This window comes from Ruegeria sp. HKCCD7255 (genome assembly GCF_013031565.1).
In the GTDB taxonomy this organism is placed as follows: Bacteria; Pseudomonadota; Alphaproteobacteria; order Rhodobacterales; family Rhodobacteraceae; genus Ruegeria.
In genome coordinates this window covers 328,537-351,308 of record NZ_WQAG01000002.1, presented here as the reverse complement: position 1 = coordinate 351,308, position 22,772 = coordinate 328,537, and the positions used below count along the sequence as shown (strand labels likewise).

Annotated in this window: 22 protein-coding genes and 2 tRNA genes; 9 read left to right on the top strand and 15 right to left on the bottom strand. The window is 56.4% G+C overall.

The window, feature by feature from the left end; genetic code table 11:
• Positions 1 to 38 precede the first annotated feature (38 nt).
• Both GOX45_RS05435 and GOX45_RS05430 read right to left on the bottom strand, forming a co-directional pair.
• A tRNA-Asp gene (locus GOX45_RS05435) sits at positions 39 to 115 on the bottom strand.
• Between the two features lie 52 nt (positions 116 to 167).
• Positions 168 to 244: transfer RNA gene (locus GOX45_RS05430), tRNA-Asp, on the bottom strand.
• A 513-nt stretch (positions 245 to 757) separates the two neighbouring features.
• Between GOX45_RS05430 and GOX45_RS05425 the strand changes: the two genes are divergently transcribed.
• Complete coding sequence (locus tag GOX45_RS05425; RefSeq protein WP_171098755.1) at positions 758 to 2,569, top strand: M10 family metallopeptidase; 1,812 nt, start codon at positions 758 to 760, stop codon at positions 2,567 to 2,569.
• Between the two features lie 198 nt (positions 2,570 to 2,767).
• Here the strand turns inward: GOX45_RS05425 and GOX45_RS05420 are convergent, their stop codons facing one another.
• The 4 genes from GOX45_RS05420 to GOX45_RS05405 form a co-directional block, all read right to left on the bottom strand.
• A complete protein-coding gene (locus tag GOX45_RS05420; protein WP_171098753.1) occupies positions 2,768 to 3,184 on the bottom strand; it encodes a hypothetical protein in 417 nt (138 codons plus the stop codon).
• A 432-nt stretch (positions 3,185 to 3,616) separates the two neighbouring features.
• A complete protein-coding gene (lon, locus tag GOX45_RS05415; protein WP_171098752.1) occupies positions 3,617 to 6,025 on the bottom strand; it encodes an endopeptidase La in 2,409 nt (802 codons plus the stop codon).
• 205 nt (positions 6,026 to 6,230) lie between these two features.
• A complete protein-coding gene (gene tgt / locus GOX45_RS05410; protein WP_171098749.1) occupies positions 6,231 to 7,361 on the bottom strand; it encodes a tRNA guanosine(34) transglycosylase Tgt in 1,131 nt (376 codons plus the stop codon).
• 63 nt (positions 7,362 to 7,424) lie between these two features.
• Positions 7,425 to 8,336, bottom strand: coding sequence for a nucleoside hydrolase (locus tag GOX45_RS05405; protein ID WP_171098747.1), 912 nt, complete (start codon positions 8,334 to 8,336; stop codon positions 7,425 to 7,427).
• A gap of 175 nt (positions 8,337 to 8,511) precedes the next feature.
• Here GOX45_RS05405 and GOX45_RS05400 point away from each other — a divergent pair, with 175 nt between their 5' ends.
• The 3 genes from GOX45_RS05400 to GOX45_RS05390 all read left to right on the top strand — a co-directional run bounded on the left by GOX45_RS05400 (position 8,512) and on the right by GOX45_RS05390 (position 10,138).
• Positions 8,512 to 9,402 (top strand): SPFH domain-containing protein, encoded by an 891-nt coding sequence (locus GOX45_RS05400; RefSeq protein WP_171098745.1) that lies wholly within the window; start codon positions 8,512 to 8,514, stop codon positions 9,400 to 9,402.
• Positions 9,402 to 9,680 (top strand): NfeD family protein, encoded by a 279-nt coding sequence (locus GOX45_RS05395; RefSeq protein ID WP_171098743.1) that lies wholly within the window; start codon positions 9,402 to 9,404, stop codon positions 9,678 to 9,680. The genes GOX45_RS05400 and GOX45_RS05395 overlap by 1 nt, the downstream gene beginning before the upstream one ends.
• A gap of 95 nt (positions 9,681 to 9,775) precedes the next feature.
• Entirely contained in the window at positions 9,776 to 10,138 is a 363-nt protein-coding gene (locus GOX45_RS05390) for an SUF system Fe-S cluster assembly protein (RefSeq protein WP_171098742.1), read from the top strand.
• A 196-nt stretch (positions 10,139 to 10,334) separates the two neighbouring features.
• Here GOX45_RS05390 and GOX45_RS05385 read toward each other — a convergent pair whose 3' ends face one another.
• On the bottom strand, positions 10,335 to 10,703 hold the full coding sequence (locus GOX45_RS05385) for a hypothetical protein (protein ID WP_371808954.1): 369 nt from the start codon (positions 10,701 to 10,703) through the stop codon (positions 10,335 to 10,337).
• A gap of 141 nt (positions 10,704 to 10,844) precedes the next feature.
• Here GOX45_RS05385 and GOX45_RS05380 point away from each other — a divergent pair, with 141 nt between their 5' ends.
• Both GOX45_RS05380 and tpiA read left to right on the top strand, forming a co-directional pair.
• Positions 10,845 to 11,210, top strand: coding sequence for an iron-sulfur cluster assembly accessory protein (locus GOX45_RS05380; protein WP_171098740.1), 366 nt, complete (start codon positions 10,845 to 10,847; stop codon positions 11,208 to 11,210).
• 99 nt (positions 11,211 to 11,309) lie between these two features.
• Complete coding sequence (gene tpiA / locus GOX45_RS05375) at positions 11,310 to 12,059, top strand: triose-phosphate isomerase (protein WP_171098738.1); 750 nt, start codon at positions 11,310 to 11,312, stop codon at positions 12,057 to 12,059.
• 4 nt (positions 12,060 to 12,063) lie between these two features.
• Here the strand turns inward: tpiA and GOX45_RS05370 are convergent, their stop codons facing one another.
• Together GOX45_RS05370 and GOX45_RS05365 are read right to left on the bottom strand one after the other, a co-directional pair.
• Complete coding sequence (locus GOX45_RS05370) at positions 12,064 to 12,510, bottom strand: nucleoside deaminase (RefSeq protein WP_254445936.1); 447 nt, start codon at positions 12,508 to 12,510, stop codon at positions 12,064 to 12,066.
• A 63-nt stretch (positions 12,511 to 12,573) separates the two neighbouring features.
• A complete protein-coding gene (locus GOX45_RS05365) occupies positions 12,574 to 12,885 on the bottom strand; it encodes a multidrug efflux SMR transporter (protein ID WP_171098734.1) in 312 nt (103 codons plus the stop codon).
• A 191-nt stretch (positions 12,886 to 13,076) separates the two neighbouring features.
• On the opposite strand from GOX45_RS05365, the gene GOX45_RS05360 reads away from it, so the two are divergent.
• A complete protein-coding gene (locus tag GOX45_RS05360; protein ID WP_171098732.1) occupies positions 13,077 to 13,907 on the top strand; it encodes a hypothetical protein in 831 nt (276 codons plus the stop codon).
• A 49-nt stretch (positions 13,908 to 13,956) separates the two neighbouring features.
• Here the strand turns inward: GOX45_RS05360 and GOX45_RS05355 are convergent, their stop codons facing one another.
• The 5 genes from GOX45_RS05355 to GOX45_RS05335 all read right to left on the bottom strand — a co-directional run bounded on the left by GOX45_RS05355 (position 13,957) and on the right by GOX45_RS05335 (position 20,446).
• Positions 13,957 to 15,333 carry a TRAP transporter large permease gene (locus tag GOX45_RS05355; protein ID WP_171098730.1) on the bottom strand — a complete coding sequence of 459 codons (1,377 nt, stop codon included), beginning with the start codon at positions 15,331 to 15,333 and terminating at the stop codon, positions 13,957 to 13,959.
• Positions 15,333 to 16,010, bottom strand: a complete 678-nt coding sequence (locus GOX45_RS05350) for a TRAP transporter small permease (RefSeq protein WP_171098728.1) — start codon at positions 16,008 to 16,010, stop codon at positions 15,333 to 15,335. Before GOX45_RS05350 ends, GOX45_RS05355 begins: the two co-directional genes overlap by 1 nt.
• A gap of 112 nt (positions 16,011 to 16,122) precedes the next feature.
• Complete coding sequence (locus tag GOX45_RS05345; protein ID WP_171098727.1) at positions 16,123 to 17,124, bottom strand: DctP family TRAP transporter solute-binding subunit; 1,002 nt, start codon at positions 17,122 to 17,124, stop codon at positions 16,123 to 16,125.
• Between the two features lie 362 nt (positions 17,125 to 17,486).
• Positions 17,487 to 18,716 (bottom strand): sigma-54 dependent transcriptional regulator, encoded by a 1,230-nt coding sequence (locus GOX45_RS05340; RefSeq protein WP_171098725.1) that lies wholly within the window; start codon positions 18,714 to 18,716, stop codon positions 17,487 to 17,489.
• Positions 18,713 to 20,446, bottom strand: a complete 1,734-nt coding sequence (locus GOX45_RS05335) for an ATP-binding protein (protein ID WP_171098724.1) — start codon at positions 20,444 to 20,446, stop codon at positions 18,713 to 18,715. Before GOX45_RS05335 ends, GOX45_RS05340 begins: the two co-directional genes overlap by 4 nt.
• A 47-nt stretch (positions 20,447 to 20,493) precedes the next feature.
• Here GOX45_RS05335 and GOX45_RS05330 point away from each other — a divergent pair, with 47 nt between their 5' ends.
• The gene (locus tag GOX45_RS05330; RefSeq protein ID WP_171098722.1) at positions 20,494 to 21,675 is read left to right on the top strand and encodes a cytochrome P450; all 1,182 of its coding nucleotides are present in this window, start codon (positions 20,494 to 20,496) and stop codon (positions 21,673 to 21,675) included.
• 84 nt (positions 21,676 to 21,759) lie between these two features.
• Here the strand turns inward: GOX45_RS05330 and GOX45_RS05325 are convergent, their stop codons facing one another.
• A complete protein-coding gene (locus GOX45_RS05325; protein ID WP_171098720.1) occupies positions 21,760 to 22,239 on the bottom strand; it encodes an Lrp/AsnC family transcriptional regulator in 480 nt (159 codons plus the stop codon).
• Positions 22,240 to 22,438: 199 nt separating this feature from the next.
• Here GOX45_RS05325 and GOX45_RS05320 point away from each other — a divergent pair, with 199 nt between their 5' ends.
• Positions 22,439 to 22,753: a DUF2849 domain-containing protein gene (locus GOX45_RS05320; protein ID WP_171098718.1), complete on the top strand. Its 315-nt coding sequence runs from the start codon at positions 22,439 to 22,441 to the stop codon at positions 22,751 to 22,753.
• Positions 22,754 to 22,772 lie beyond the last annotated feature (19 nt).

The window sequence follows — 22,772 nt, the reverse complement described above, 5'->3', positions numbered from 1 at the left end:
GCGAATTGACTTCGGAAAACGTGGACTAAAGTGAAAAATGGCGCGGTTGACGGGGCTCGAACCCGCGACCCCCGGCGTGACAGGCCGGTACTCTAACCAACTGAGCTACAACCGCGCATTTTGGGTCTCTGTGCGATCCGTTTGCCCGGATCAAAGGCTGACAGTGATGGCGCGGTTGACGGGGCTCGAACCCGCGACCCCCGGCGTGACAGGCCGGTACTCTAACCAACTGAGCTACAACCGCCCACTGCCCGTTCCTGATGGAACGTTGGGGTGTATTATGGCTATGGTCGAGCAGCGTCAAGCGGCGTTTTGAAGTTTTTTGAGATTGGCCGAACTTTCACCAGGCTTCCTCAAATTCATGCGACCAGTCACAGCGCGCCAGGCAATGACGGAGATCTGCCGGCTTCGGCATGACGATAAACAATGACCTCCAGAACACCCTATAGTTGCAAGCTGCTCAAAAAGTTAAAAAACAACAATTCCAGAAATACAGCGATCACAACTCGCATTCAAAAAGATCTAACATATTAAAAAGGTAGACCTATTCGGATGCCGCGACTGAAAAAGTGATACTTCTGCGCAACGCAGCACCGGACAGACGATCTGAATAGCTTGCAGTCAATCTTAAGGTGACTACCCTGAGATTCATAACTGTAACGCATAGTTTACGCACTATTGGTGCAAGGAAAACGAACATCGGATCAAGACGGCTTTTTCGGATCCGTATGAAATTAGACAGAGAGAACTGACGGAAATGGCAATCGCGACCTCTTCCCCGGGGAACAATCTCACTGGCAACGTTTACGTGGACAGTCTGATTTGGGGCACGTCCTGGAACACCACTTCGAGCAACGGTGTGATCACCTATTCGTTCGACAACGGAACATTTGGTCAACAGGCGTTCAGCGGCTTCATGAAATCCGCAATACGCAAAGCTTTCGACCTGATCGAAACCATTATTCCGATACAGTTTAATGAAAAGGGATTCCTGGCTGGAAACGGGACGATCAATCAGGTTGACCTGTCATACTCGCTATTCTCAAGCAATGCCCTTGGGGGAAATGGTATTGTTGGCTTTCACCAGGTACCTGGTGACACTCCGCTGTTCGGTAATTTTGGCTCCAGTGCGATGACAGGCGTTTTTGCCTACGACTCACCTTATTTGAGCAAATCTGCGGTGCAGAAAGGTGGTGAAGGTTTCGCCATCATCACGCACGAAATTTTACACGGTCTTGGTCTTGCCCACCCGCATGACAACGGCGGCGGTTCTTCTGTTTTCCCAGGTGTGACACGGCCTTTTAACGACTTCGGCACCGATGGTCAGAATCAGGCCATCTTTACCATCATGTCCTACAATCCGGGCTATGCCTCAAAGCTGCCGCTAAAATCTCTGAACTACGGAAGCGTTGTTGGCCCGATGGCATTGGATATCGCTGCGTTGCAGGAAATCTATGGCGTCGCGCAGCACAAACGCGGGGACAACGTGTATCAGTTACCGGATGCAAACGCGCCCGGGACCTATTGGCAAGCCATATGGGACACTGGCGGCAATGATACGATTTCAGCTGCCGGCCTAACCAAGAGAGTCAAAATCAACCTGAATGACGCCGATCTTGTTGGCAACGATGCGGGTGGTGTTCCCAGCTATGCGAAGGGTATTCGCGGTGGCTTTACGATCGCCAACGGGGTCGTCATCGAAAACGCCATTGGTGGCAATGGCAACGATCTTATCGTCGGCAACGAAGTGAACAATAAACTCAAGGGGCGCGATGGGAACGACACGATCCGCGGCCAAAGCGGCGACGACATATTGAAAGGTGGTAGCGGCAAAGACCAACTGACCGGCGGGTCCGGGAATGATCGCGTCATTGGTGGAGGCGATGTTGACAACATCATCGTCACCAACGGAGACGGAAACGACATCATCCATGGCGGCTCTGGCAAAGACTGGATCAGGATCTCGGGGAACGCTGCAGCGTCAATCGACCTGACAAAGAAATCCGCCCAGGACACTGGTTATGGAACCGACACCATTCTGAAAATCGAAAATGTCCAGGGGTCCACAAATAGTGACCAGATCACCGGAAACGGCGCTGAGAACAAGTTGAAGGGTCGATCTGGCGATGACACTTTGAGCGGCCAGGGAAATCGGGACAAATTGGTAGGTGGCTCGGGTAACGACACGCTGATCGGCGGCAAAGGCAAAGACTTGATGATCGGCGGCAGTGGCGCGGACGAATTTGTCTATCGATCAACCAGCGAGAGCAAAGCCAGTGTGTCAAAGGCCGATGTGATCAGAGACTTCCAGGTCGGCGTCGACAAGATTGATCTAAGTGCCATTGACGCAAGCACCATATTGGCGGGCGACGATGAGTTTATTTTCAAAGGGGAAAAGCCTGCTGGAACATCTGACCAAGGTGAAGTCTACTATAAGAAAGTGAACCAGCCTGGGACGGCAAACGATCACACTCTTGTTTACGTCGACACTGATAACGACAAAGACCCAGAGATGATCATTTACCTGGAAGGTCTTCACAACCTGACGGCAGACGACTTCATTTTGTAATACGATTGGTGAAACCAAGCGCACGGGGTTCGCGTGACCCCGTGTATATGCCTTACGGAAAACCAAAACGGGCTGGCAGTTTCAACCGAATCGAGAAAGCACTGGTTCTTAGGACTGTTTTGAACCGAATGCTGGTCGGTGCGGAGAAGCTCTGTCTTCCCGTTTTTTCAGACTGCCAAAACCCGGCTCATGCGCTGTTTAGTCGAAATCCGGCTCGGATTTGCAAAAGACTGACACAAGACCGCTGAAGGTGAAATCCGAGACGTCGCTGCCGTCTTCTGCACGGATCACATAGCCGAAATTGTAAAGGCCCGCGGAATCTAGAGTGTCTGTATCTTGCAAGCTGACACGACCAAACTCTTCATCTGAATTCGTGAATGGTGTTGGAGTGATCCAACTGTCGAGTTGCACGGGGTAAGAAACCGACAATCCGCATGCATCAATGGCCAAGCCCTGATAGATCCCATTGTTTGAGTTCGTGTTGATCACCGCCCCGGGGGCTGGGGCGGACAAGGTGAACGGGCCGTTGATTTCTTCGTTGGCGACGTTGCTTTCTCCGGCCCAATGAACGAAGGCGCCCGAAATGCCCGATCCGCTGACTACAGTATTTGTCATTCTCATCAACAGAAACACGACCCGAAGATGCGGTGCCGGAACGGTTGCGAAATCATCCGGGCCCCGAAATGGACCAAAACGACTGCGGGGCAGTGACAAAGGGGGCCTGAACTGATCCTGCGCTGCAAGCACGGAGTCCAACAAGCTGCAGTCTTGGTTTTCGAAAGTGATAAACTCTTGAGTTGAGCGAACAATGAACTTGCCGGGCTCTTCTTTCTTTGCGTAGGAGTCCCGCGCTGTTTTCGCATGCGTCCGAGGGGCGTCCGCCATAATAATCTCCTGAAAAATAGATCTACAATGGCCCCATCTTAGCAGATATTGCGCCGCGCTGACAGCGCAGCAGGCCCGGATTGGTCTGGTGCGTGTTGCTGAGGCTGGCACAAAAAAAGGCGGGGTTTGATCCCCGCCCTTCCAGTAAGCTTGAAATCGGTTTTAGTGTGCGGTTGCTGACGGGCCCGAGCTTTCTGCAGCTTTGCCCGTCGCCGCTGCGGCTTCTTCAGCGGCCTCGTCCCATTCGATCGGTTCAGGCGTACGGGTCAAGGCTTGTTCCAAAACTTCGGAAACATGTTTGACCGCAATGATTTCCAGCCCTTCCTTCACGTTGTCCGGGATATCCGCCAGATCCTTTTCATTCTCTTCTGGGATCAGCACGGTCTTGATGCCACCGCGCAGGGCGGCCAGCAGTTTTTCCTTCAAACCACCAATTGGCATCGCATTCCCGCGCAATGATACTTCTCCGGTCATGGCGATGTCTTTGCGCACCGGAATACCGGTCAGAACCGACACAATCGAGGTTACCATCGCCAGACCGGCCGATGGGCCATCTTTGGGCGTCGCGCCATCGGGCACGTGCACGTGGATGTCGATCTTGTCGAACTGCGGCGGCTTCACACCAATCTCGGGCGCAATCGACCGCACATAAGACGAGGCGGCATCGATGGATTCCTTCATCACATCGCCCAGCTTACCGGTGGTCTTCATGCGCCCCTTACCGGGCAGTTTCAGCGCCTCGATATGCAGCAGATCACCGCCAACGGACGTCCAGGCCAGACCGGTGACGACACCGATCTGATCGTCCTGTTCGGCCAGACCATAGCGGAATTTCGGCACGCCCAAGAACTCATCCAGATTGTCAGGCGTTACGGTGACCGATTCCGCCTCTTTCTTGATGATCTTGGTCAGCGATTTCCGCGCCACTTTGGCGATCTCACGCTCGAGGTTCCGCACACCAGCCTCGCGGGTATAGGTACGGATGATGGATTGCAGCGCTTCATCGGTCAGTTCGAACTCTTTGGTCTTAAGGCCGTGGTTCTTGACCTGCTTGCCGATCAGGTGCTGCTTGGCGATCTCGCTCTTTTCTTCCTCGGTGTAACCGGCCAATGGGATGATCTCCATCCTATCAAGCAGCGGCCCGGGCATGTTGTAGCTGTTCGACGTGGTTAGGAACATCACGTTCGAAAGGTCATATTCGACCTCGAGGTAGTGATCCATGAACGTGTTGTTCTGTTCCGGATCCAGCACCTCAAGCATGGCCGAGGCCGGGTCGCCCCGGAAATCCTGCCCCATCTTGTCAATCTCATCGAGCAAGATCAGCGGGTTCGTGGTTTTCGCTTTTTTCAGCGCCTGGATGATCTTACCTGGCATCGAGCCAATATAAGTCCGGCGGTGACCCCGGATCTCGGATTCATCACGCACGCCGCCCAGCGAGATGCGAATAAATTCGCGCCCGGTGGCCTTGGCAACGGATTTACCAAGCGAGGTTTTCCCCACGCCCGGAGGGCCGACAAGGCACAGGATCGGACCTTTCAGCTTTTTCGAACGCTGCTGAACCGCAAGATATTCAACGATCCGTTCTTTGACCTTCTCAAGCCCATAGTGATCGGCGTCCAGAATTTCCTGAGCCCGGCCCAGATCCTTTTTGACACGGGATTTCGTGCCCCACGGCAGTGAAAGGATCCAATCCAGATAGTTGCGCACCACAGTGGCCTCGGCCGACATGGGCGACATGTTTTTGAGCTTTTTCAGCTCACCTTCGGCCTTTTCCAGCGCTTCTTTCGACAGCTTGGTCTCGGCGATTTTCTGTTCAAGCTCGGCAACCTCGTTGCTGCCGTCCTCGCCATCGCCCAGTTCTTTCTGAATGGCCTTCATCTGCTCATTCAGATAATACTCGCGCTGCGTCTTCTCCATCTGGGATTTGACGCGCGTTTTGATCTTTTTCTCGACCTGCAGCACCGACATCTCGCCCTGCATCAGGCCATAGACCTTTTCCAGTCGTTCGCTGACACTGAGGGTTTCCAGCAGTTCCTGCTTTTGCTCAACCTCGATTCCCAAATGGCCCGAGACCAAATCGGCCAGCTTGGCGGGCTCGGTGGTCTCACCCACTGCAGCCAGCGCTTCTTCGGGGATGTTCTTGCGCACTTTGGCATAGCGCTCGAACTCATCCGCAACGGTGCGCAGCAGCGCCTCGGTTGTGGTCACGTCGCCGGGGATCTCTGTCAGATATTCGGCCCGGGCCTCAAAAAAATCATCGTTTTCAAGAAACTCAGTGATCTGAACCCGCGCCTGCCCTTCGACCAGCACCTTGACGGTGCCATCAGGCAGTTTCAGCAGTTGCAGCACATTGGCCAGAACGCCCGACCGGTAAATACCGTCGGTTTCCGGGTCATCAACACCGGGATCAATCTGGCTCGACAACAGAATTTGCTTGTCATCCTGCATCACCTCTTCCAGCGCGCGGACCGATTTGTCTCGGCCCACAAACAGCGGCACGATCATATGCGGGAAGACCACGATATCGCGCAGCGGCAGGACGGGGTATGAGGAATTCAGAGGCTCTTGCATGCTCTATCCTTATCATTGGCAAGACAGCACCGGTCCCATGTATGGCAACCTTCGGCTGTCTCCTGTCTTGGATGGTTAAAGGTGGGGCGGTTCGAACCGCTTTTCAACCTCGTCATCGTCTATCGTGAAACAGAATGGCCAAAGCCCCGGTGGACTGCAAGGCATCCCGCACAGATATCCACCGAATTTTCCAAGAATGCAGTGGTTATAGAGGATCGATGTCGCCTTGCGCCCGCTGGGCGTGGAATTGTGCCTGCCAAGCCTCAAACGTCCCTGCTGAGATTGCATCGCGCGTGCCCTGCATAATCTCTTGGAAATAATGGAGATTGTGCCAGGTCAGCAACATACCGGCGATCATCTCGTTTGACCGGAAGACATGATGCAGATAGGCGCGAGAGTAACTTGTACAGGCCGGACATGTGCAGTCTTCTTCCAAGGGACGCGGATCATCGGCATGGCGCGCGTTTTTGATGTTCACCACACCGCGCCGGGTAAAGACCTGCCCTGTACGCCCCGAACGTGAGGGCAGCACGCAATCCATCATGTCGATCCCGCGCGCCACGGCGCCGACGATGTCATCGGGTTTGCCAACGCCCATCAGGTAACGCGGCTTGTCTTTGGGCAAGAAATCAGGCGCATAGTCCAGACAGTCAAACATGGCCGCCTGCCCTTCGCCCACAGCCAAACCGCCCACGGCGTATCCGTCAAAGCCGATCGAGGTCAGGGCCTCGGCGCTTTCTTCGCGCAGGTCTTGTTCCAGACCGCCTTGCATGATCCCAAAGAGGGCATGGCCCGGTCGGTCCCCGAACGCGTCACGAGACCGCTGCGCCCACCGCATTGACAGGCGCATCGACTCGGTCAGACGGTCCCGGTCGGCAGGCAGCGCCGGGCATTCGTCAAAACACATGACAATGTCAGAGCCCAGCAGACGCTGGATCTCCATCGAACGCTCGGGCGTCAACTCGTGTTTGGACCCATCGATATGGGATTTGAACGTAACACCTTTCTCGGTGAGCTTGCGCAGCCCGGCCAGAGACATCACCTGAAATCCGCCAGAATCCGTCAGGATCGGACGGTCCCAGTTCATGAATTTGTGCAGACCGCCCAGCCGGTCGATCCGTTCCGCGGTGGGGCGCAGCATCAGATGGTAGGTGTTGCCCAAAAGGATATCCGCACCGGTGGCGCGCACGCTTTCGGGAAGCATAGCCTTGACCGTAGCGGCGGTTCCCACCGGCATGAAGGCGGGCGTGCGCACCTCACCCCGGGGCGTCTGGATCACACCGGTGCGGGCTTTGCCATCAGTGGCTTTCAGCTCAAAAGAAAAACGGTTTGTCATGAAGTGCCTCGGCGTCACGGAACCGGGCAGCGTTTGCCCGATCTGCCCCGGCATTGCAACCCGCTAGGGCAAAGACGCCACGTGCCGGGTGAACAGTTCCACCACCGCAGGGCCGTCCACGTCGCGGCACACTTGAACCGGCGGATTTGAGGCATCGGGCAGAGTTGCGCCGACACGATCCCCGTCGGTCACCACAGACAACCCGGTTTCGACCAAATCGAACATATGAGTGTGGCTGCAAGCAATAACCGCGGTTGAATCGTGCAAACCACAGCCATCGACGCCCACAACCTCTTTGTAGAACCGTAGGTAGAACTCTGAGATATCGCGGAGGAAGCCGCCCATATCCGGCGAGTGCTGCGCCAAAGCTTCGAAATCCGAGCTTTGGTAGAGGGTCTTCATGGTGGCATCCAGCCCGACCAAGACGGTCTTGGGTGGGTTTTGAAACACCGCCTGCGCGGCCCGCGGGTCATTATGGATATTGGCCTCGGCGTGGGCTGAGACATTGCCGGGTACAAAAACCGCACCCCCCATGATCACCAACCGGCCCAGATTGGACGCAAACTCAGGGTCCAGGCCTAGGGCGTCTGCGATATTGGTCAAGGGCCCAACGGCACAAATGACCAGTTCATCGCGATGCTCTTGCGCCATCTGCACCAGAAACTCGGCCGCCGGGGTCGCATGGTTTTCGCCGATATCCGGAATCTCGACCAGATCCCCAAACCCTTCGGGCCCGTGGACATGGCTGGACGGGTTATGCTCGGCCTTGCCCCAAGCCGCGCGTGCGCCTTGTGCGACGGGCACTGACAAGCCCAGACGATGGAGAAGATAACGCGCGTTTCGGCTGGATTGATGGGTATGGGTGTTGCCGAACACGGTGGTGAGCCCCACCAGCTCAAGCTCGGGCGCGGCAGCCGCATAAGCGATGGCCATCGCGTCATCAATGCCAGGATCGGTGTCGATTATCAGTTTCATGAGGCCCGGTTACCGCAATCAACAAGGGATGCAAAGCGGTCACAACCCAAAAATTACGCACCAAAAGCTGAGGTTCAAAGATATGAATACCTGCCCTTTCAATCCATACCAGAGTTGAAAATGGGCGATTCAATTCCCACATGTATACTATAGTACACAATAAAAGAGGACAGATATGAACCAAGAACAGATTATCGGACTTCTTACGTCGAACATCGTTTATTTGCTGGCTGCGGCCTTTATCATCGCGATTATTTTCAAGGGGATAAAGATCGTTCCGCAATCGGAAAAATACGTTGTCGAACGCTTTGGGCGGCTGCATTCGGTCTTGGGGCCCGGCATCAACTTTATCGTGCCGTTTTTGGATGTTGCGCGTCACAAAATCTCGATCCTGGAACGCCAGCTGCCCAACGCGACGCAGGACGCGATCACCAAGGATAACGTGCTGGTGCAGATCGACACCTCGGTCTTCTACCGCATTCTGGAGCCGGAAAAGACGGTGTATCGTATCCGCGACGTAGACGGCGCGATTGCCACCACAGTGGCCGGTATCGTGCGCGCCGAGATCGGCAAGATGGATCTGGATGAGGTCCAGTCGAACCGTGCGCAGCTGATCACCCGCATTCAGGAAAGCGTGGAAACCGCCGTGGACGACTGGGGCATCGAAGTGACCCGCGCCGAGATTCTGGATGTGAACCTGGACCAGGCCACCCGCGACGCGATGCTGCAACAGCTGAACGCCGAACGCGCCCGCCGTGCGCAGGTGACCGAAGCCGAAGGCCAGAAACGCGCGGTCGAGTTGCAGGCGGATGCCGAGCTGTATGCCGCAGAACAAACCGCCAAAGCGCGCCGGATCGAGGCCGAGGCCGAAGCTTTTGCCACCGGTGTCGTGGCCAAGGCGATCCAGGACAACGGCCTTGAAGCGGCACAATATCAGGTTGCGCTGAAACAGGTCGAAGCTTTGAATGCTTTGGGCAATGGAAATGGCTCTCAAACCATTGTGGTGCCCGCAAATGCGCTTGAAGCATTTGGCAATGCGTTCAACATGCTCAAAGGAGGCAAGTGATGGTGGATCCCTTCTGGCTGACATGGTGGCTGTGGCTGGCCGGAGCGCTGGTTCTGGCCATTGCCGAGGTCATCCTGCCCGGATTCATCTTCTTGGGCTTTGCCATCGGCGCCGCACTGACCGGGCTGCTGCTGTGGATCACGGGGATGACGCCTGTTCTGCCAGTGCTGCTGCTGATCTTTGCGGTTCTGTCTTTGGCCGCATGGCTTGGTCTGCGCCGCATGTTCGCCCTGCCCCATGGTCAGGTAAAGACTTTTAATCACGACATTAACGATTGACCTAACGTGGCGCTGTCTTTCGGCGCCACGCCTGCTCTGGACGCTCTGGATGTCTTTCCCTATATAATCTCTCAGGTAACGGACCCGAGGCACTTATGACCCACCCCAGCGAACAGTTTGAAGGCAGCCCACTCATTGCGCCATCGACCATCGAACACCCATTGTACGAGCCCGTGGTGGACGCTTGCCGGACCGTGTTTGACCCGGAGATCCCTGTCAATATCTATGACCTTGGCCTGATCTACACGATCGACATCAGCGCCGAGAACGCCGTCAAAATCATCATGACGCTCACTGCGCCGGGCTGCCCGGTGGCCGGCGAGATGCCCGGCTGGATCGTCGAAGCCATTGAACCCGTTGCCGGTGTGAAGGAAGTTGATGTTGAACTGACATGGGAGCCGCCCTGGGGCATGGAGATGATGTCAGATGAGGCGCGACTTGAACTGGGCTTTATGTAGCCCCGGAAGTTATCCACAGCAAACTTGCTCCTGTCGCAAAACAGTCTCTAAACTGTTACAGTCCTTTCAGAATTTCGACACATGCCTTCGCCAAACACATGGCGCGCATGGGCCTTAAACCAGTTTGCTGTCCCCAACCGGCTGGCCCAGAAATAGGGACCGTTCTTGCCCGAGAACGGTCCTTTCTTTTGGCACCCTATTTGATATTGCAGGTCGATTTTATCTCGGCTGCGCGCTTGTCCAACTCGGTGATATAGTCGCCAGACAGCATCTTCAGACGTTTTTGCTCTGTTCCCGTCACCAGCCCCAGCAGCGCACCTGCGGGTGTAATGGCGATCACGCTTTCGGCCTGCTTTTCTTCTGCATGCGTCTTCTCTGTCGCAATCGCGCGCAGATCACCTTGCGCGGTCGCGCAGTTGACGGGATGACGCGCATCATTATCTGCCGAGGCGTTGGTGGCAAGGCTGATGCTCAAAGCAACAAGCACTATACCCGTTCGAAGAGGAAGCGATAAAAAGGAGATCATAGATACCTGCCTTTGGTGAAAGAGTTCAGTTTTAAGCACAAACTATGGTCACCAATGCATCTATGGCAAGCTGCAAGACGCTTCCCTCTGGTCACAGTTGGACTATCGAGTGCGAACATCCCTTGAGCCAGGCATCAAGGCACCTTAAATTACCATAGTAACGCGAGAACGGAGCATTCCATGTTTGGCATTCCCGGCAAGCAGGCCGTGACCATAACGCCCAAGGCAGCAGAACAGATTGTCCGACTGATGACGTCGGGTGGTCATGCTGGCCTGCGCATCGGTGTCAAGAAAGGCGGCTGTGCGGGGATGGAATATACCATGGACTATGTTGATGAGGCTGACCCTCATGACGAAGTGGTGGAACAAGGCGGCGCGCGGGTGATGATTGCGCCCATGGCTCAGATGTTCCTGTTCGGAACCGAGATCGACTATGAGGTCTCGCTGCTGGAAGCCGGGTTCAAATTTCGCAATCCCAACGTGGTTGATGCCTGCGGCTGCGGCGAGTCCATCAAGTTCGACGAGTCGATCTCGGCTCAGTCCTAGACATCCCGACAATTCGACGCCGGCGCAGACAACTGTAATTGTCAGGTTGGCCGCAGGGTGGTATCCGGTGCGAAATGCAATCGAACTGGAGGGTCCGCGATGCGGCGTAAGTTGGCGGCTGGCAATTGGAAAATGAACGGTACCGGGGCATCTCTGGCTGACCTTTCGGAGCTGGCGCAACGCTATCCAGACTCGGCGATTGACATTCTGATCTGCCCACCCGCCACGTTGCTGCACAGGGCCGCAGAAGTAACAAAGACCTCGGGCGTCGCTATTGGCGGTCAGGATTGCCACGCTGCGCAATCGGGCGCTCATACCGGTGACGTAAGTGCCCAGATGCTCATGGATGCTGGCGCATCTTCGGTAATCCTTGGCCATTCCGAGCGTCGTGTCGATCACGGCGAGACTGATGCGGATGTACGCGCCAAGGCCCAAACGGCCATGGAAGCTGGCCTCCTGTCCATCATCTGCGTCGGCGAAAGCCTGGAACAACGCGAAGCGGCCAATACCTTGGATGTGGTTGGCGGTCAGATGGCGGGGTCCATTCCGGATCAGTCCACGGGCGAAAACCTAGTCGTCGCCTACGAGCCGGTTTGGGCCATCGGAACAGGCAAGGTTCCAACTCTGGAGCAGATCGCCGAAGTACATGATTTCATGCGTACCCTTCTGGAAAAACGGTTTGGCGAAAGCATCGGCCAATCGATCCGCTTGCTCTATGGCGGTTCAGTCAAACCCGGAAACGCTGCCGAAATTTTTGGTGTGTCCAACGTTGATGGAGCTTTGGTTGGCGGTGCCAGCCTGAAAGCTGCAGATTTTTCGGGTATTATCGACGCATTGGCCGACGCCTAGTCGATCACTCTGCGATATCTTCAGCCCAAAGCTCGGGCTTCTCGGCGATGAAGCGACGCATGAGTGCGATGCAATCGGGGTCCTCTGCCAGAATGACCTCGACACCGCGCTGACGCAGGAACTCTTCGTTGCCGCCGAAATTCTGCGTGTCGCCAATTACCACCCGTGGAATACCAAACTGAACAATTGTACCTGCACACATCATGCAGGGTGACAGAGAAGTATAGAGTACCGTGTCACGATAGGTTTTCTGACGCCCTGCTTTGCGCAGCGCGTCCATCTCGCCATGCGCGATTGGATCGCCTTTTTGCACCCTTTGGTTCCGGCCTTGCGAGACCACCTCTCCGTCGCGCGCAAGGACAGAACCAATCGGGCACCCGCCTTCGTCAAACCCTGCCTGCGCCTCTTCGAACGCAATACGCAGCAGGTGTTTGTCCAAATCTGTCATCATGGGGTCAGCTCCTTTCGCAACAAGGTTGCGTCGACCGCAGAACAAACTGTGGCAAGCCGCGCGTCAAGCAAGTTTCATGACGATCATGCCGGATACAATCAGCGCCGCCGCCATCAGTCGCATTGGTGTGACAGCCTCGCCCAGGAATACAGCGCCCACAGCAAAAGCTCCGACTGCACCGATACCGGTCCAGATCACATAGGCCGTACCCAGAGGCAGGCTGCGCATCGCCAAGGCCAGCAAACCAAACGAGCCCGCCATTGACACGGCCATGATGGCCGTTGGCCACAATCGGGTGAAGCCAGCTGTTTGTTTCATGGCAAAAGCCCAAACAATTTCGAGCAGGCCAGCAAGAAGAAGATAAATCCAGGGCATAGAACGACCTCATCTATTATCGGGTCGTCCCGATACTTGTCCCATGGTTGGGGGGGTCGTCCTCTCTCCAGAACGTAAGCGATCTTGCGTGTTCTTCAAGAGAGACGGACGCGTGTCATTCTGTTGAGACCTTCTTGTGTCACAATTTCCCAACCCAACAGCGGAACGGTTATGGGAATGAGGACATTCAGATGAAAGTCGAGAAGCATTCAAAGCCGAAGACATGCGTGATTTGTATGAAATGGGGCGACGCTTTTGGCCCGGACTACGTCAATATGCTGTTTGGGGCGGTCCAAGACCACTTGCAGTTGGAACATGACTTTCTTTGCATAACCGATAACCCCCACGGCTTGGATCAGGGTATTCTCACCTATCCCTTAGGCTTTCCTCAACTCGATCGTCAGGACTGGACCCACGGGAAATGGCCCAAGTTGCTGATGTTCAACCGAGACATTGTCGCCGACTACGATACTGCGTTGTTTCTGGATCTGGATCTGTTGATCACCGGTGATCTTGCCCCGCTGCTGACGCTCGTTCAGGACCAGGGTGGGCTTTTCCTGATGCCGAAGTTTCGTGGGTTTGTCTGGCGCATGATACCGGCGGTCATCTGGGATCGTGCGCCGTGGTTGATGAACAAGGTGACGCGCGGAAACTCGTCCATCGTCGGGTTCATCCCGTCCGAACAGTTTCACCTCTTTGACCAGTTCGACGGCCGCACGGCGCTGCCGAAATACGACAATGATCAGAACTATATTTCAGCACGTGCGTTCAACCGAAAAGTTTACCCGAAAAACTGGTGCGTGGGGATCATTCACCTTGTGCACTATTGGCCGTTCGGCCTGATATTTCGGCAGTACAAACACCGCCCGAGGCGCCCGAAAATCGTGATCTTCAACGGTGATCCAAAACCGGTTGAATTGGTCAATGACAAGATAGGCTATTGGGGCAGCCGTCGCCGTCGCGCCTATGGTGGGATCAGTTGGGTGGCGGAATACCTCAAGAAATACGGGTATTCTCACTAAACCGGAAAAAAGGTTTGCCGGGCCGCGAAACCAGCCCGGCAAAGAGTGTCTAGTTGGTGATGATTTCCGGCCCCATGAAGGTATTGGGCAAGAAGGTCGAGATCCAGGGTATGTAGGTTACCATGATCAGGAATACGAAGAGCACAGCCAGGAACGGCAGCGCCGCTTTCACCACACTCATCATCGGCATCCCCGCGACACCAGACGTGACAAACAGGTTCAACCCGACCGGAGGCGTGATCATCCCGATCTCCATGTTCACCACCATGATGATGCCCAGATGGATGGGATCGATACCCAATTCGATGGCAATCGGGAACACCAGCGGCGCAACGATCACCAACAGCCCCGAAGGTTCCATGAACTGACCGCCGATCAGCAAGATCACGTTCACAACGATCAGGAAGGTCACTGGCCCCAGCCCCGCCGACAGCATCGCACTGGCGATGTGCTGCGGGACCTGTTCATCTGTCAGAACGTGCTTCAGGATCAGCGCGTTGGCGATCACGAACAACAGCGTGACGGTCAGCTTCCCAGCCTCAAACAGCGTGTGCTTGGTGTCTGGATGGAAGAACGCTGTGATCAACGCATAGGGTTTTTTGAGCAGCGAAAGGTTGCGCTCGCCGTCCGCCGTGCTCAGCGGCCCCATGTCCTTGTAGACAAAGCTGGCGATGAAGAAGGCATAGACAGCCGCGACCGCTGCCGCCTCGGTCGGCGTGAAGATCCCGCCATAGATACCACCCAGGATGATCACGATCAGGAACAGGCCCCAACCGGCTTCTCTGGCCGAGACAAAGATCTCGCCCCACCCTTTCCAATCACCTTTCGGAAGGTCTTTGACCTTGGCCATGACATAGATCGTCACCATCAGCATCAGACCCGCCATAAGGCCCGGGATGACACCGGCAAGGAACATGCGCCCGACCGAAACCTCGACAGCGGCCGCATAGACAACCATCACGATGGAAGGCGGGATCAAAATGCCCAACGTCCCGGCGTTACAGATGACACCGGCAGCGAATTCCTTGGAATAACCCACCTGCCGCATCCCGGCGATGACAATCGAGCCGATGGCCACCACGGTTGCCGGAGACGAGCCTGAAAGGGCGGCAAACAGCATGCAGGCAAACACACCCGCAATCGCCAGGCCACCGGGCAGATGACCCACGCAGGCAATCGAAAAGCGGATGATCCGCCGGGCCACACCACCCGTTGTCATGAAGGACGAAGCAAGGATGAAGAACGGGATCGCCAGCAGGGTAAAGTGCCCCTCAAACGCTTCAAACAGTGTGCCTGCGACCGAGGCCAGCGAACTGTCGGAATAGATCAGCAGGAACAGGGTTGAGCTTAGCCCCAGCGCCACCGCAATCGGAACCCCGATCAGCAGCAGGCCAATGACCATCGAAAACAGCAGAACAACATCCATCAGTTATGCTCCCCCTGCTGCGCGCGAACCTCTTCGATCTCGTCCTCGACCTCATGGCTGGCGACCAGTCGATCAGTCTCGCCCCGCCAGATTTGCACAGCAACCTGCGCAAAGCGGATCACCAGCAGCAACATTGACAAAGGCAGGATGAAATACGGAACCACTTTGGGCAGTTTTTCGTAGTATTCGCCATAGTTGATCATGTCCTCCAGAAACCTGAAAGGCGCCACCATCGGAATATCATCGACTTCGTAAAAGCTCTGACTGCGGGCGTCGAAATTGAACCCTGTCGGGAACCAGCGACCGGATGTGGGTGGCAGATCGGCGAACACGGCCCAGTAGTCATAAGACCCTTTCAGCAACAGCAATGAGAACAACAGACAACAAACTACCGAGATCAGAGCAAGAATCCGGCGCGGCGCGGGCGCTAGCATGTTCAGGATCGCGTCGACCCCAAGATGGGCGTGTTTCTTGACCGCATAAGAAGCCCCAAGCAGCACCAGCCACCCGAACATGAACACCGTCAGCTCAAGCGCCCACAAGATGTTCGAGTTGAAGAAGAACCGCGCGATGACATTGGCGAAAGTCACGACCGTCATCAGGCCCAACAACACCGCAATAAGCGTCTCTTCGATATGGTCGACCAGCCCGGTCGGGCCGGATTTCGCACCAGACATATCTTTGTCCCCACGTTTTTCAGATGATAGGGAGAATGGCGGGCCGTTGGCCGGCCCGCCAGAGCACACGCGTCGTTAACTCCCCAGTCCCGCGACGCGCGGCCTGACCGGATTAGAACCCGGCGTTGATGGCTTGCGCGGCGTCGATCTTGTCCTGACCCACGTCTCCGGCAAACTTGTCCCAGACCGGTTTCATCGCGTCGACCCAAGCCTGACGCTGCTCTGGATCCAACTGGCGGATGATGCCACCTGCTTCGGTGATCGACGCTTTGGCGGCTTCGTTCACGGCAAAGGCTTCCTTGTTCCGGGTTTCCGTCACTTCGGACAGGATGGTCAGGAACTGGTCCCGCACGTCCGGTTCCAGGCTGTCCAGCCAGTCAACCGAGGTGACAACCAGATAGTCGATGATGCCATGGTTGGTCTCGGTGATACCGTCCTGAACCTCAAAGAACTTCTTGCCATAGATATTCGACCAGGTGTTTTCCTGCCCGTCCACAACACCCTGCTGCAACGCACCATACACCTCAGAGAAAGCCATTTTCTGCGGGCTTCCACCGATGGCTTCCATCTGCGCCACCAGCACGTCCGAAGACTGCACGCGGAACTTCAAACCATCTGCGTCGGCGGGTGTTTCCAGCGGCTTGTTGGCTGACATCTGCTTCATGCCATTGTGCCAGAATTCCAGCCCCTGCAAGCCGCGACGCTGCATGCTGTCCTTCATCGCCTGCCCAGCATCGGACGCCTGGAACGCATCCACAGCATCGATGTTCTTGAACATGAACGGCAGATCGAACAGGCGGAACTGTTTGGTGAATTTTTCGAATTTCGACAGCGACGGCGCGGCCAGTTGCACATCGCCCTGCAACATGGCCTCAAGAACCTTGTCATCGTTATAAAGGGTCGAGTTCGGGAACACTTCCATGCACATGACGCCATTCATCTCGTCATTCACACGTTGCTCCAGCAGCGAGGCCGCGATGCCCTTGGGGTGTTTGTCAGTATTGGTGACATGGGCAAACTTCACCACGATCTCACCATCATCACAGGCGGCAAAACCGGCTGTTGCGGTTACGGACAACGCCAATGCGGTGGCAGCTGTTGTCAGGAATTTCATCTGTCTTTTCCTCCCAGACTTCCTATCAAGTGCCGCGTTTCAACGAACCCACGGCCATGTCCGGTAGTGAAACGACTCAGCCGCAACCGCTCAACATTTTGATCGCGCGGAACGATACCTGTTAATATCATTTAAATACAGTATCTTACATATCATTCGAAAATTCACTCAGTCGCTCGACCCAATGGGTGTGCGAAATTTCGCACAGGGCAATTCAGGATTGTGCGAGATTTCGCACATCTCTCGAATCACCAAAGCGAATCACAGCTAGGCTGACATTGGCGCACCCGCAGTCCGCACCGCAGACTGCCACGCCCAACGGGTTGAACTGCATGTCAATGCAGGCCAACCCGGCGGGAGCGCTAGCGCCGGTAATCCTCTGGACGGATCTGATACCGCGCCAGCTTGTCATAAAAAGTCTTGCGCGGCAGCTTCAGCGCTTTTGCCGCCTCTGATGCTTTGCCATTGTGACGCCCCAGCGCTGCGATCAGCAAGGATCGCTCGACTCGCGCCATCTGTTCGCTCAATCCCAATGACGCGGCCTGCGCGACGTCTTCAGGCATACCCAGCACAAACCGCATCGCTGCAGACATCAGGGATCGTGCATTGCCCGGCCAGTCGCTGGCCATAAGCGCCGCAAGATGCTCGGTCGACACCTCGGGCGCGGCAATCCCGGCCTGTTCCGCCGCTTGGGCGACATAATGGCGAAAGATCACCGGGATATCCTCGGGGCGCTCGGACAGGGCCGGGATCCGCACGCGCATCACATCCAGATGATAGAACAGATCAGGCAAGAACCGGCCCTGCCCCGACAGTTCGGCAAGATCATTTGTCGTCCCCGCTATGATCCGCACGTCCCCGTCCTGATCCAAAAGTTCAGCCGCCGCGTATTGCACCGGTTCCGGCAAGGCCGAAACCTCATCCAGAAACAGCGAGCCCCCCGCCGCATCCTGACAGGCAAGCTGAAAGGTCTCGACCGTCAGCCCCGAGGCCAGACGTTTGACAAAAGCACCCTGCGACCGGGGCGACATCAGGTGAATGACCTCGGCTACTTTCGAGATACCGCTTCCAGCAGGCCCCATGACCAACACCGCCGCCAAGGTCGGCGCGACCGAGCGCACACGCGCGCGCAGCTCATCCGCTTGCGCGGATTGGCCAAACAACATTCGCGCCGCCGCATCGCCCCGCTCAAGCGCATATTTCATCGCGCGTTGCTCAAGAACCTCATGACGCGCTGCGCAGGCGCGCTCCAAAACGGCCAGTAGATCCGCCGCCGCACAGGGCTTTTCCAGAAAGTCAAAAGCCCCCGACCCCATCGCCTCGACCGCCATCGGGATATCCCCCTCACCAGTCAGCAATACCACGGGCAACTCGGGATCCATGTCTTTTGCATAGGTCAAAAGGTGAAACCCATCCCGACCCGGCATCCGGATATCAGAAACGATCACCCCCGCGAAATCGGGCTGGATCAGATCTTTTGCCGCCACAAAGGATCCGCAGGCTATCGCCTCATAATCGGCCAGTTCCAGCGTTTGGGACAAAGCCTCGCGCACCGCCGCATCGTCATCGACCACCAGCACTTTTCGGATCATGCAACCTTTTCCTGTCTGACCGGATCCAACTCGACGGTGAACACCGCGCCGTTACCGGTGTTGGCGCCTCGAATATTGCCACCAAAGCTTTGCACCAACCCGTATGAGATGGACAGCCCCAGCCCCATACCTTCGGATGAGCCCACGGCCTTGGTGGTATAAAATGGCTCGAACAGTTTCTCGGGCTCTTCGATGCCCGGACCGTTGTCGCGCACGGTCACTTCAAGGCGATCCTTGGTATGAAGCGTGATCTCGATGCGCCGGTCCTGCTGATGGATCATCGCGTCGATTGCGTTGTTGATCAGGTTGACGAAAACCTGCACCAAACGCACCTCTCCACCCCAGGCAAAGACCGGCAGATCGGGTGGCTGCCAGACCAGTTCTACTTGTTCCGCTTTCAACCGCACTTCAGCCAGCTCAACCGCCGTATTGATGACCTGAACCAGATCAACCTTGCCCATCGGCTCGCTTTCATTGCGGGCAAATGCGCGCAGGTTCTTGATGATGCGTGCCATCCGCGCTGCCATCTGGGCAATGCGACCAAGGTTCTCGCCCGCCTTGTCATCTTTCCCGCGTTCCAGAAAGGCGGTGCCGTTTTCGGCAAATTGCTGAATGGCCATCAAAGGCTGGTTCAGCTCATGGCTGATCCCCGCCGACATTTGCCCCAAAGCGCTCAGCTTGCCGGCCTGAACCAGATCGTCCTGAGCCCGCTTCAGCGCCGCCTCCGCCTCTTCCCGTTCGACCACTTCGCGACGCAATGCTGTGTTCGCAACCGTTAATGCCTCGGTCCGCTTTTTCACGCGTGTCTCTAGCACCGCATTTGCTTCGGCCAAGGCCCGTCTGCGCTCCGTGGCCAGAAACAGCAACGCCCCGAAGGCCAGACAGATCGCCGCCACCGCCGAGGCCTGCAAACCCGCCAGCCGCTGCGCAGGCGCCACATCCACCAGAACTTCTGCCGTCATGTCGATAACAGGTAGATCCAGCGTCAGGTGCAAGGCTTTCTGGGGCAGGTACCGCCCCCAATTCAGGCGCCAAAGCTCATGCGCACCGACGAAACGTGCGTCAAAAGCAGTATCGCGCCCCTCTGGCGGAACCAACCCCGACTGACCCGCAATGCGCTGCCAGAACAACAGGTCCGACCGGTTCGAGATAAACACAACCCCCTCGGCATCGACAAAAAACACCGCCTCGGTACTGCCGCGCCAGGTCTGTTCCACATCCTGCACGTCGGCAACGACCATCAGAACGCCATCCACCTGCCCTTCTAGCCCAAACGAAGGAGCGGCATAGGAATAGGTCCGGTTCCCGCTGTCAGGATCAACACCATGCGCATTGCCTAGCGACCCCTGCATGGCGCGCTGAAAGGCGGGATGGGTGAAAAGCTGCCCCTGCCGCACCGGCTGCGCTGCAGCCAATACTCGCCCATCTCGATCCAGAACCATGATATTCACAGCGGCTGTTTTGTCAGCAACATCCAGCAACACCGCCTGCGCCACGCGCGCCTGTTCCAGCGTCTCAAGCCCCTGAAGGCTCGGATGGTCGGCCATGAGCACCGCAAGCTCCTGATAGACCTGCATCTGCGTGCTCAAACGGTCCGCGGCCAATTCAAGATCCGCTTCGGCCTTTTCGCTCAGCTGCGACAAAGCCTGCCGGTAACCATAGGTCCAGACGCCGACGGTCAAAAGCCCGACGACGGCAAGAAAACCCAGGATGATCCAAATCCGTTGCATGTCTTAGGGTCTTGCATTCAACACGCGCCGTGGCAAGTGTGCAGCGCATGAAGACGATCCAGCAATCCCCGACCGAAACTGACTTTGTCCAGAACCCCTACCCGTTCTACGACCGGGCGCGGCAATTGGGCGATCTGGTCTATTGGACCGACTACAACATGCCAGCTGCGGTCTCACACAATGCCGTGCAAGAGGTGTTCCGCGACCGGCGTTTCGGTACCGAAAAACCCAAAGAGCTGGAACAGCCCCAACCAGATCACCTGACCCCTTGGCTGACTGTCGAGGCCCATTCCCTGCTCGAAGCTGAGCCCCCACGCCATACCCGCCTGCGCTCTTTGGTCCTGCGTGCCTTCACGTCGCGTGCCATTGCGGGTCTGAGCGATGATCTGGAAACCCTCTGCCACAGCCTGATCGATCAATTCCCCGATGCGCCCTTCGATCTGCTGTCAGCCTATTGCACCCAGATCCCGGTCATCACGATCTGTCGGCTTCTGGGCGTGCCAGAGGATCGGGCCCGCGACCTGCTGCGCTGGTCCCATGCGATGGTGGCCATGTATCAGGCCGGTCGCACCAAAGAAACTGAGCACGCAGCCGCCCGCGCCACGCAAGACTTCACCGCCTTCCTGACGGGTTATATCGAAACCCGCCGCAGCCAGCCGCGCGATGATCTGATTACCTCGCTCATCGCAGCCGAAGACAAGGGCGAGAAACTGTCCCATGGCGAATTGATCTCAACCTGCATTCTTCTGCTGAATGCCGGGCACGAGGCCACGGTTCATTCACTCGGCAATGGTGTCAAAACCCTCCTCGAAACTGGAACTGGCCCAGAAGCGCTGACCCAAGATTCGATCGATGCGACGATAGAAGAGATTCTGCGCTATGACCCGCCGCTGCATCTGTTCACCCGCTATGCCTATGAAGAGATCGATCTTTACGGCCACCGGTTCCAACGCGGCGACCAGATCGCGCTGCTTTTGGGGGCCGCCAACCGAGACCCAGCACTCTGGCCCGCCCCCAACAGATTTGACCCGAGCCGAGCAATCACCACCAACAGCAGCTTTGGCGGGGGTATCCATTTCTGCGTCGGCGCCCCGCTGGCCCGGCTTGAAATGCGCATCGCCCTTCCGATCCTGTTCCAGCGATGTCCCAAGCTGCGCTTGCACGGACAGCCCCGCTATGCACCGACCTATCATTTCCACGGCCTTACCGAGCTGATGGTCGAGACATAGTCTTCGGATCCCTGGCTTCATCTGTCGGAATACTTCGGTGGGCGACCACCACATTTGGACGGTGGGCAAAGTTGCATGCAGGCCTCACACCTCTTTCAATGCTTCCAACGGCAGCATCGTGGTTGATTTGATCTCTTCCATCGACAGCAAGGCAGTCACGTTATGTACCCTCACCTCTGAAATCAGCGTCTGATAGAACGCGTCGTAAGCACGGGCGTTCTTTACGCGCACCTTGAGAATATAGTCGATATCCCCGGCCAAACGGTGCGCTTCCTGCACTTCCGGCCTGTCACGCAGCGCCTTGAGGAACTTGCGTTGCCAGTCAGCCTCATGTTCCGACGTGCGGATCAGAACAAAGAAAGTTGCTTCAAATCCAAGCGCTTCGGCGTCCAGCAGCACGGTTTGCTGCCCGATGATACCGGCGCCCTTCAACTTGCGGATACGATTCCAGACAGGTGTCTTGGAACTGCCAACCCGCGCTGCAATTTCGTCCAGTGACTGGCTGGCATCGCGCTGCAGCTCCGCTAGAATTTTCCGATCTGTATCATCTATTCGAACCGACATTCCAATTCCGTCCCAATTCCAAAACCAACGTCCCGAAACCGGCAAGCAGAAGGACGTATGTTCTTATTTACCGCACCATATGGCAAACAAGTGGGAATATTTCCTATATTGAGGATCAAGTCAAACACCGCAGACGGCACCTGGCGCATCCCTGTCCTGACGCCGACTGACACAGACAGAAGATTAAGGAGCACGCCACATGGCCCGCGCGTTTACACCCAAGGTGGTCACCGCCAATGACCTGATGGAAGGCGATGTGATCTATCTGACAGAAGATGACCGTTGGTCGCGGACATTGTCCGAGGCCGAGCTGATCACCGATGAAGCCCATGCGCAGCTGCGTCTGCTGGATGCCGAGCGCCAGGCCAATATCATCGTGGGTGCTTATCTGGCAGATGCCATTGCCGGTGAAAACGGTCCCGAACCTACCCATTTCCGTGAGGATTTCCGCCGTACTGGGCCTTCCAACTACGCCCATGGAAAGCAGGAAACACAAACGCAGCCCCGGTCCTGATCACAGGCCACTTCTCCCC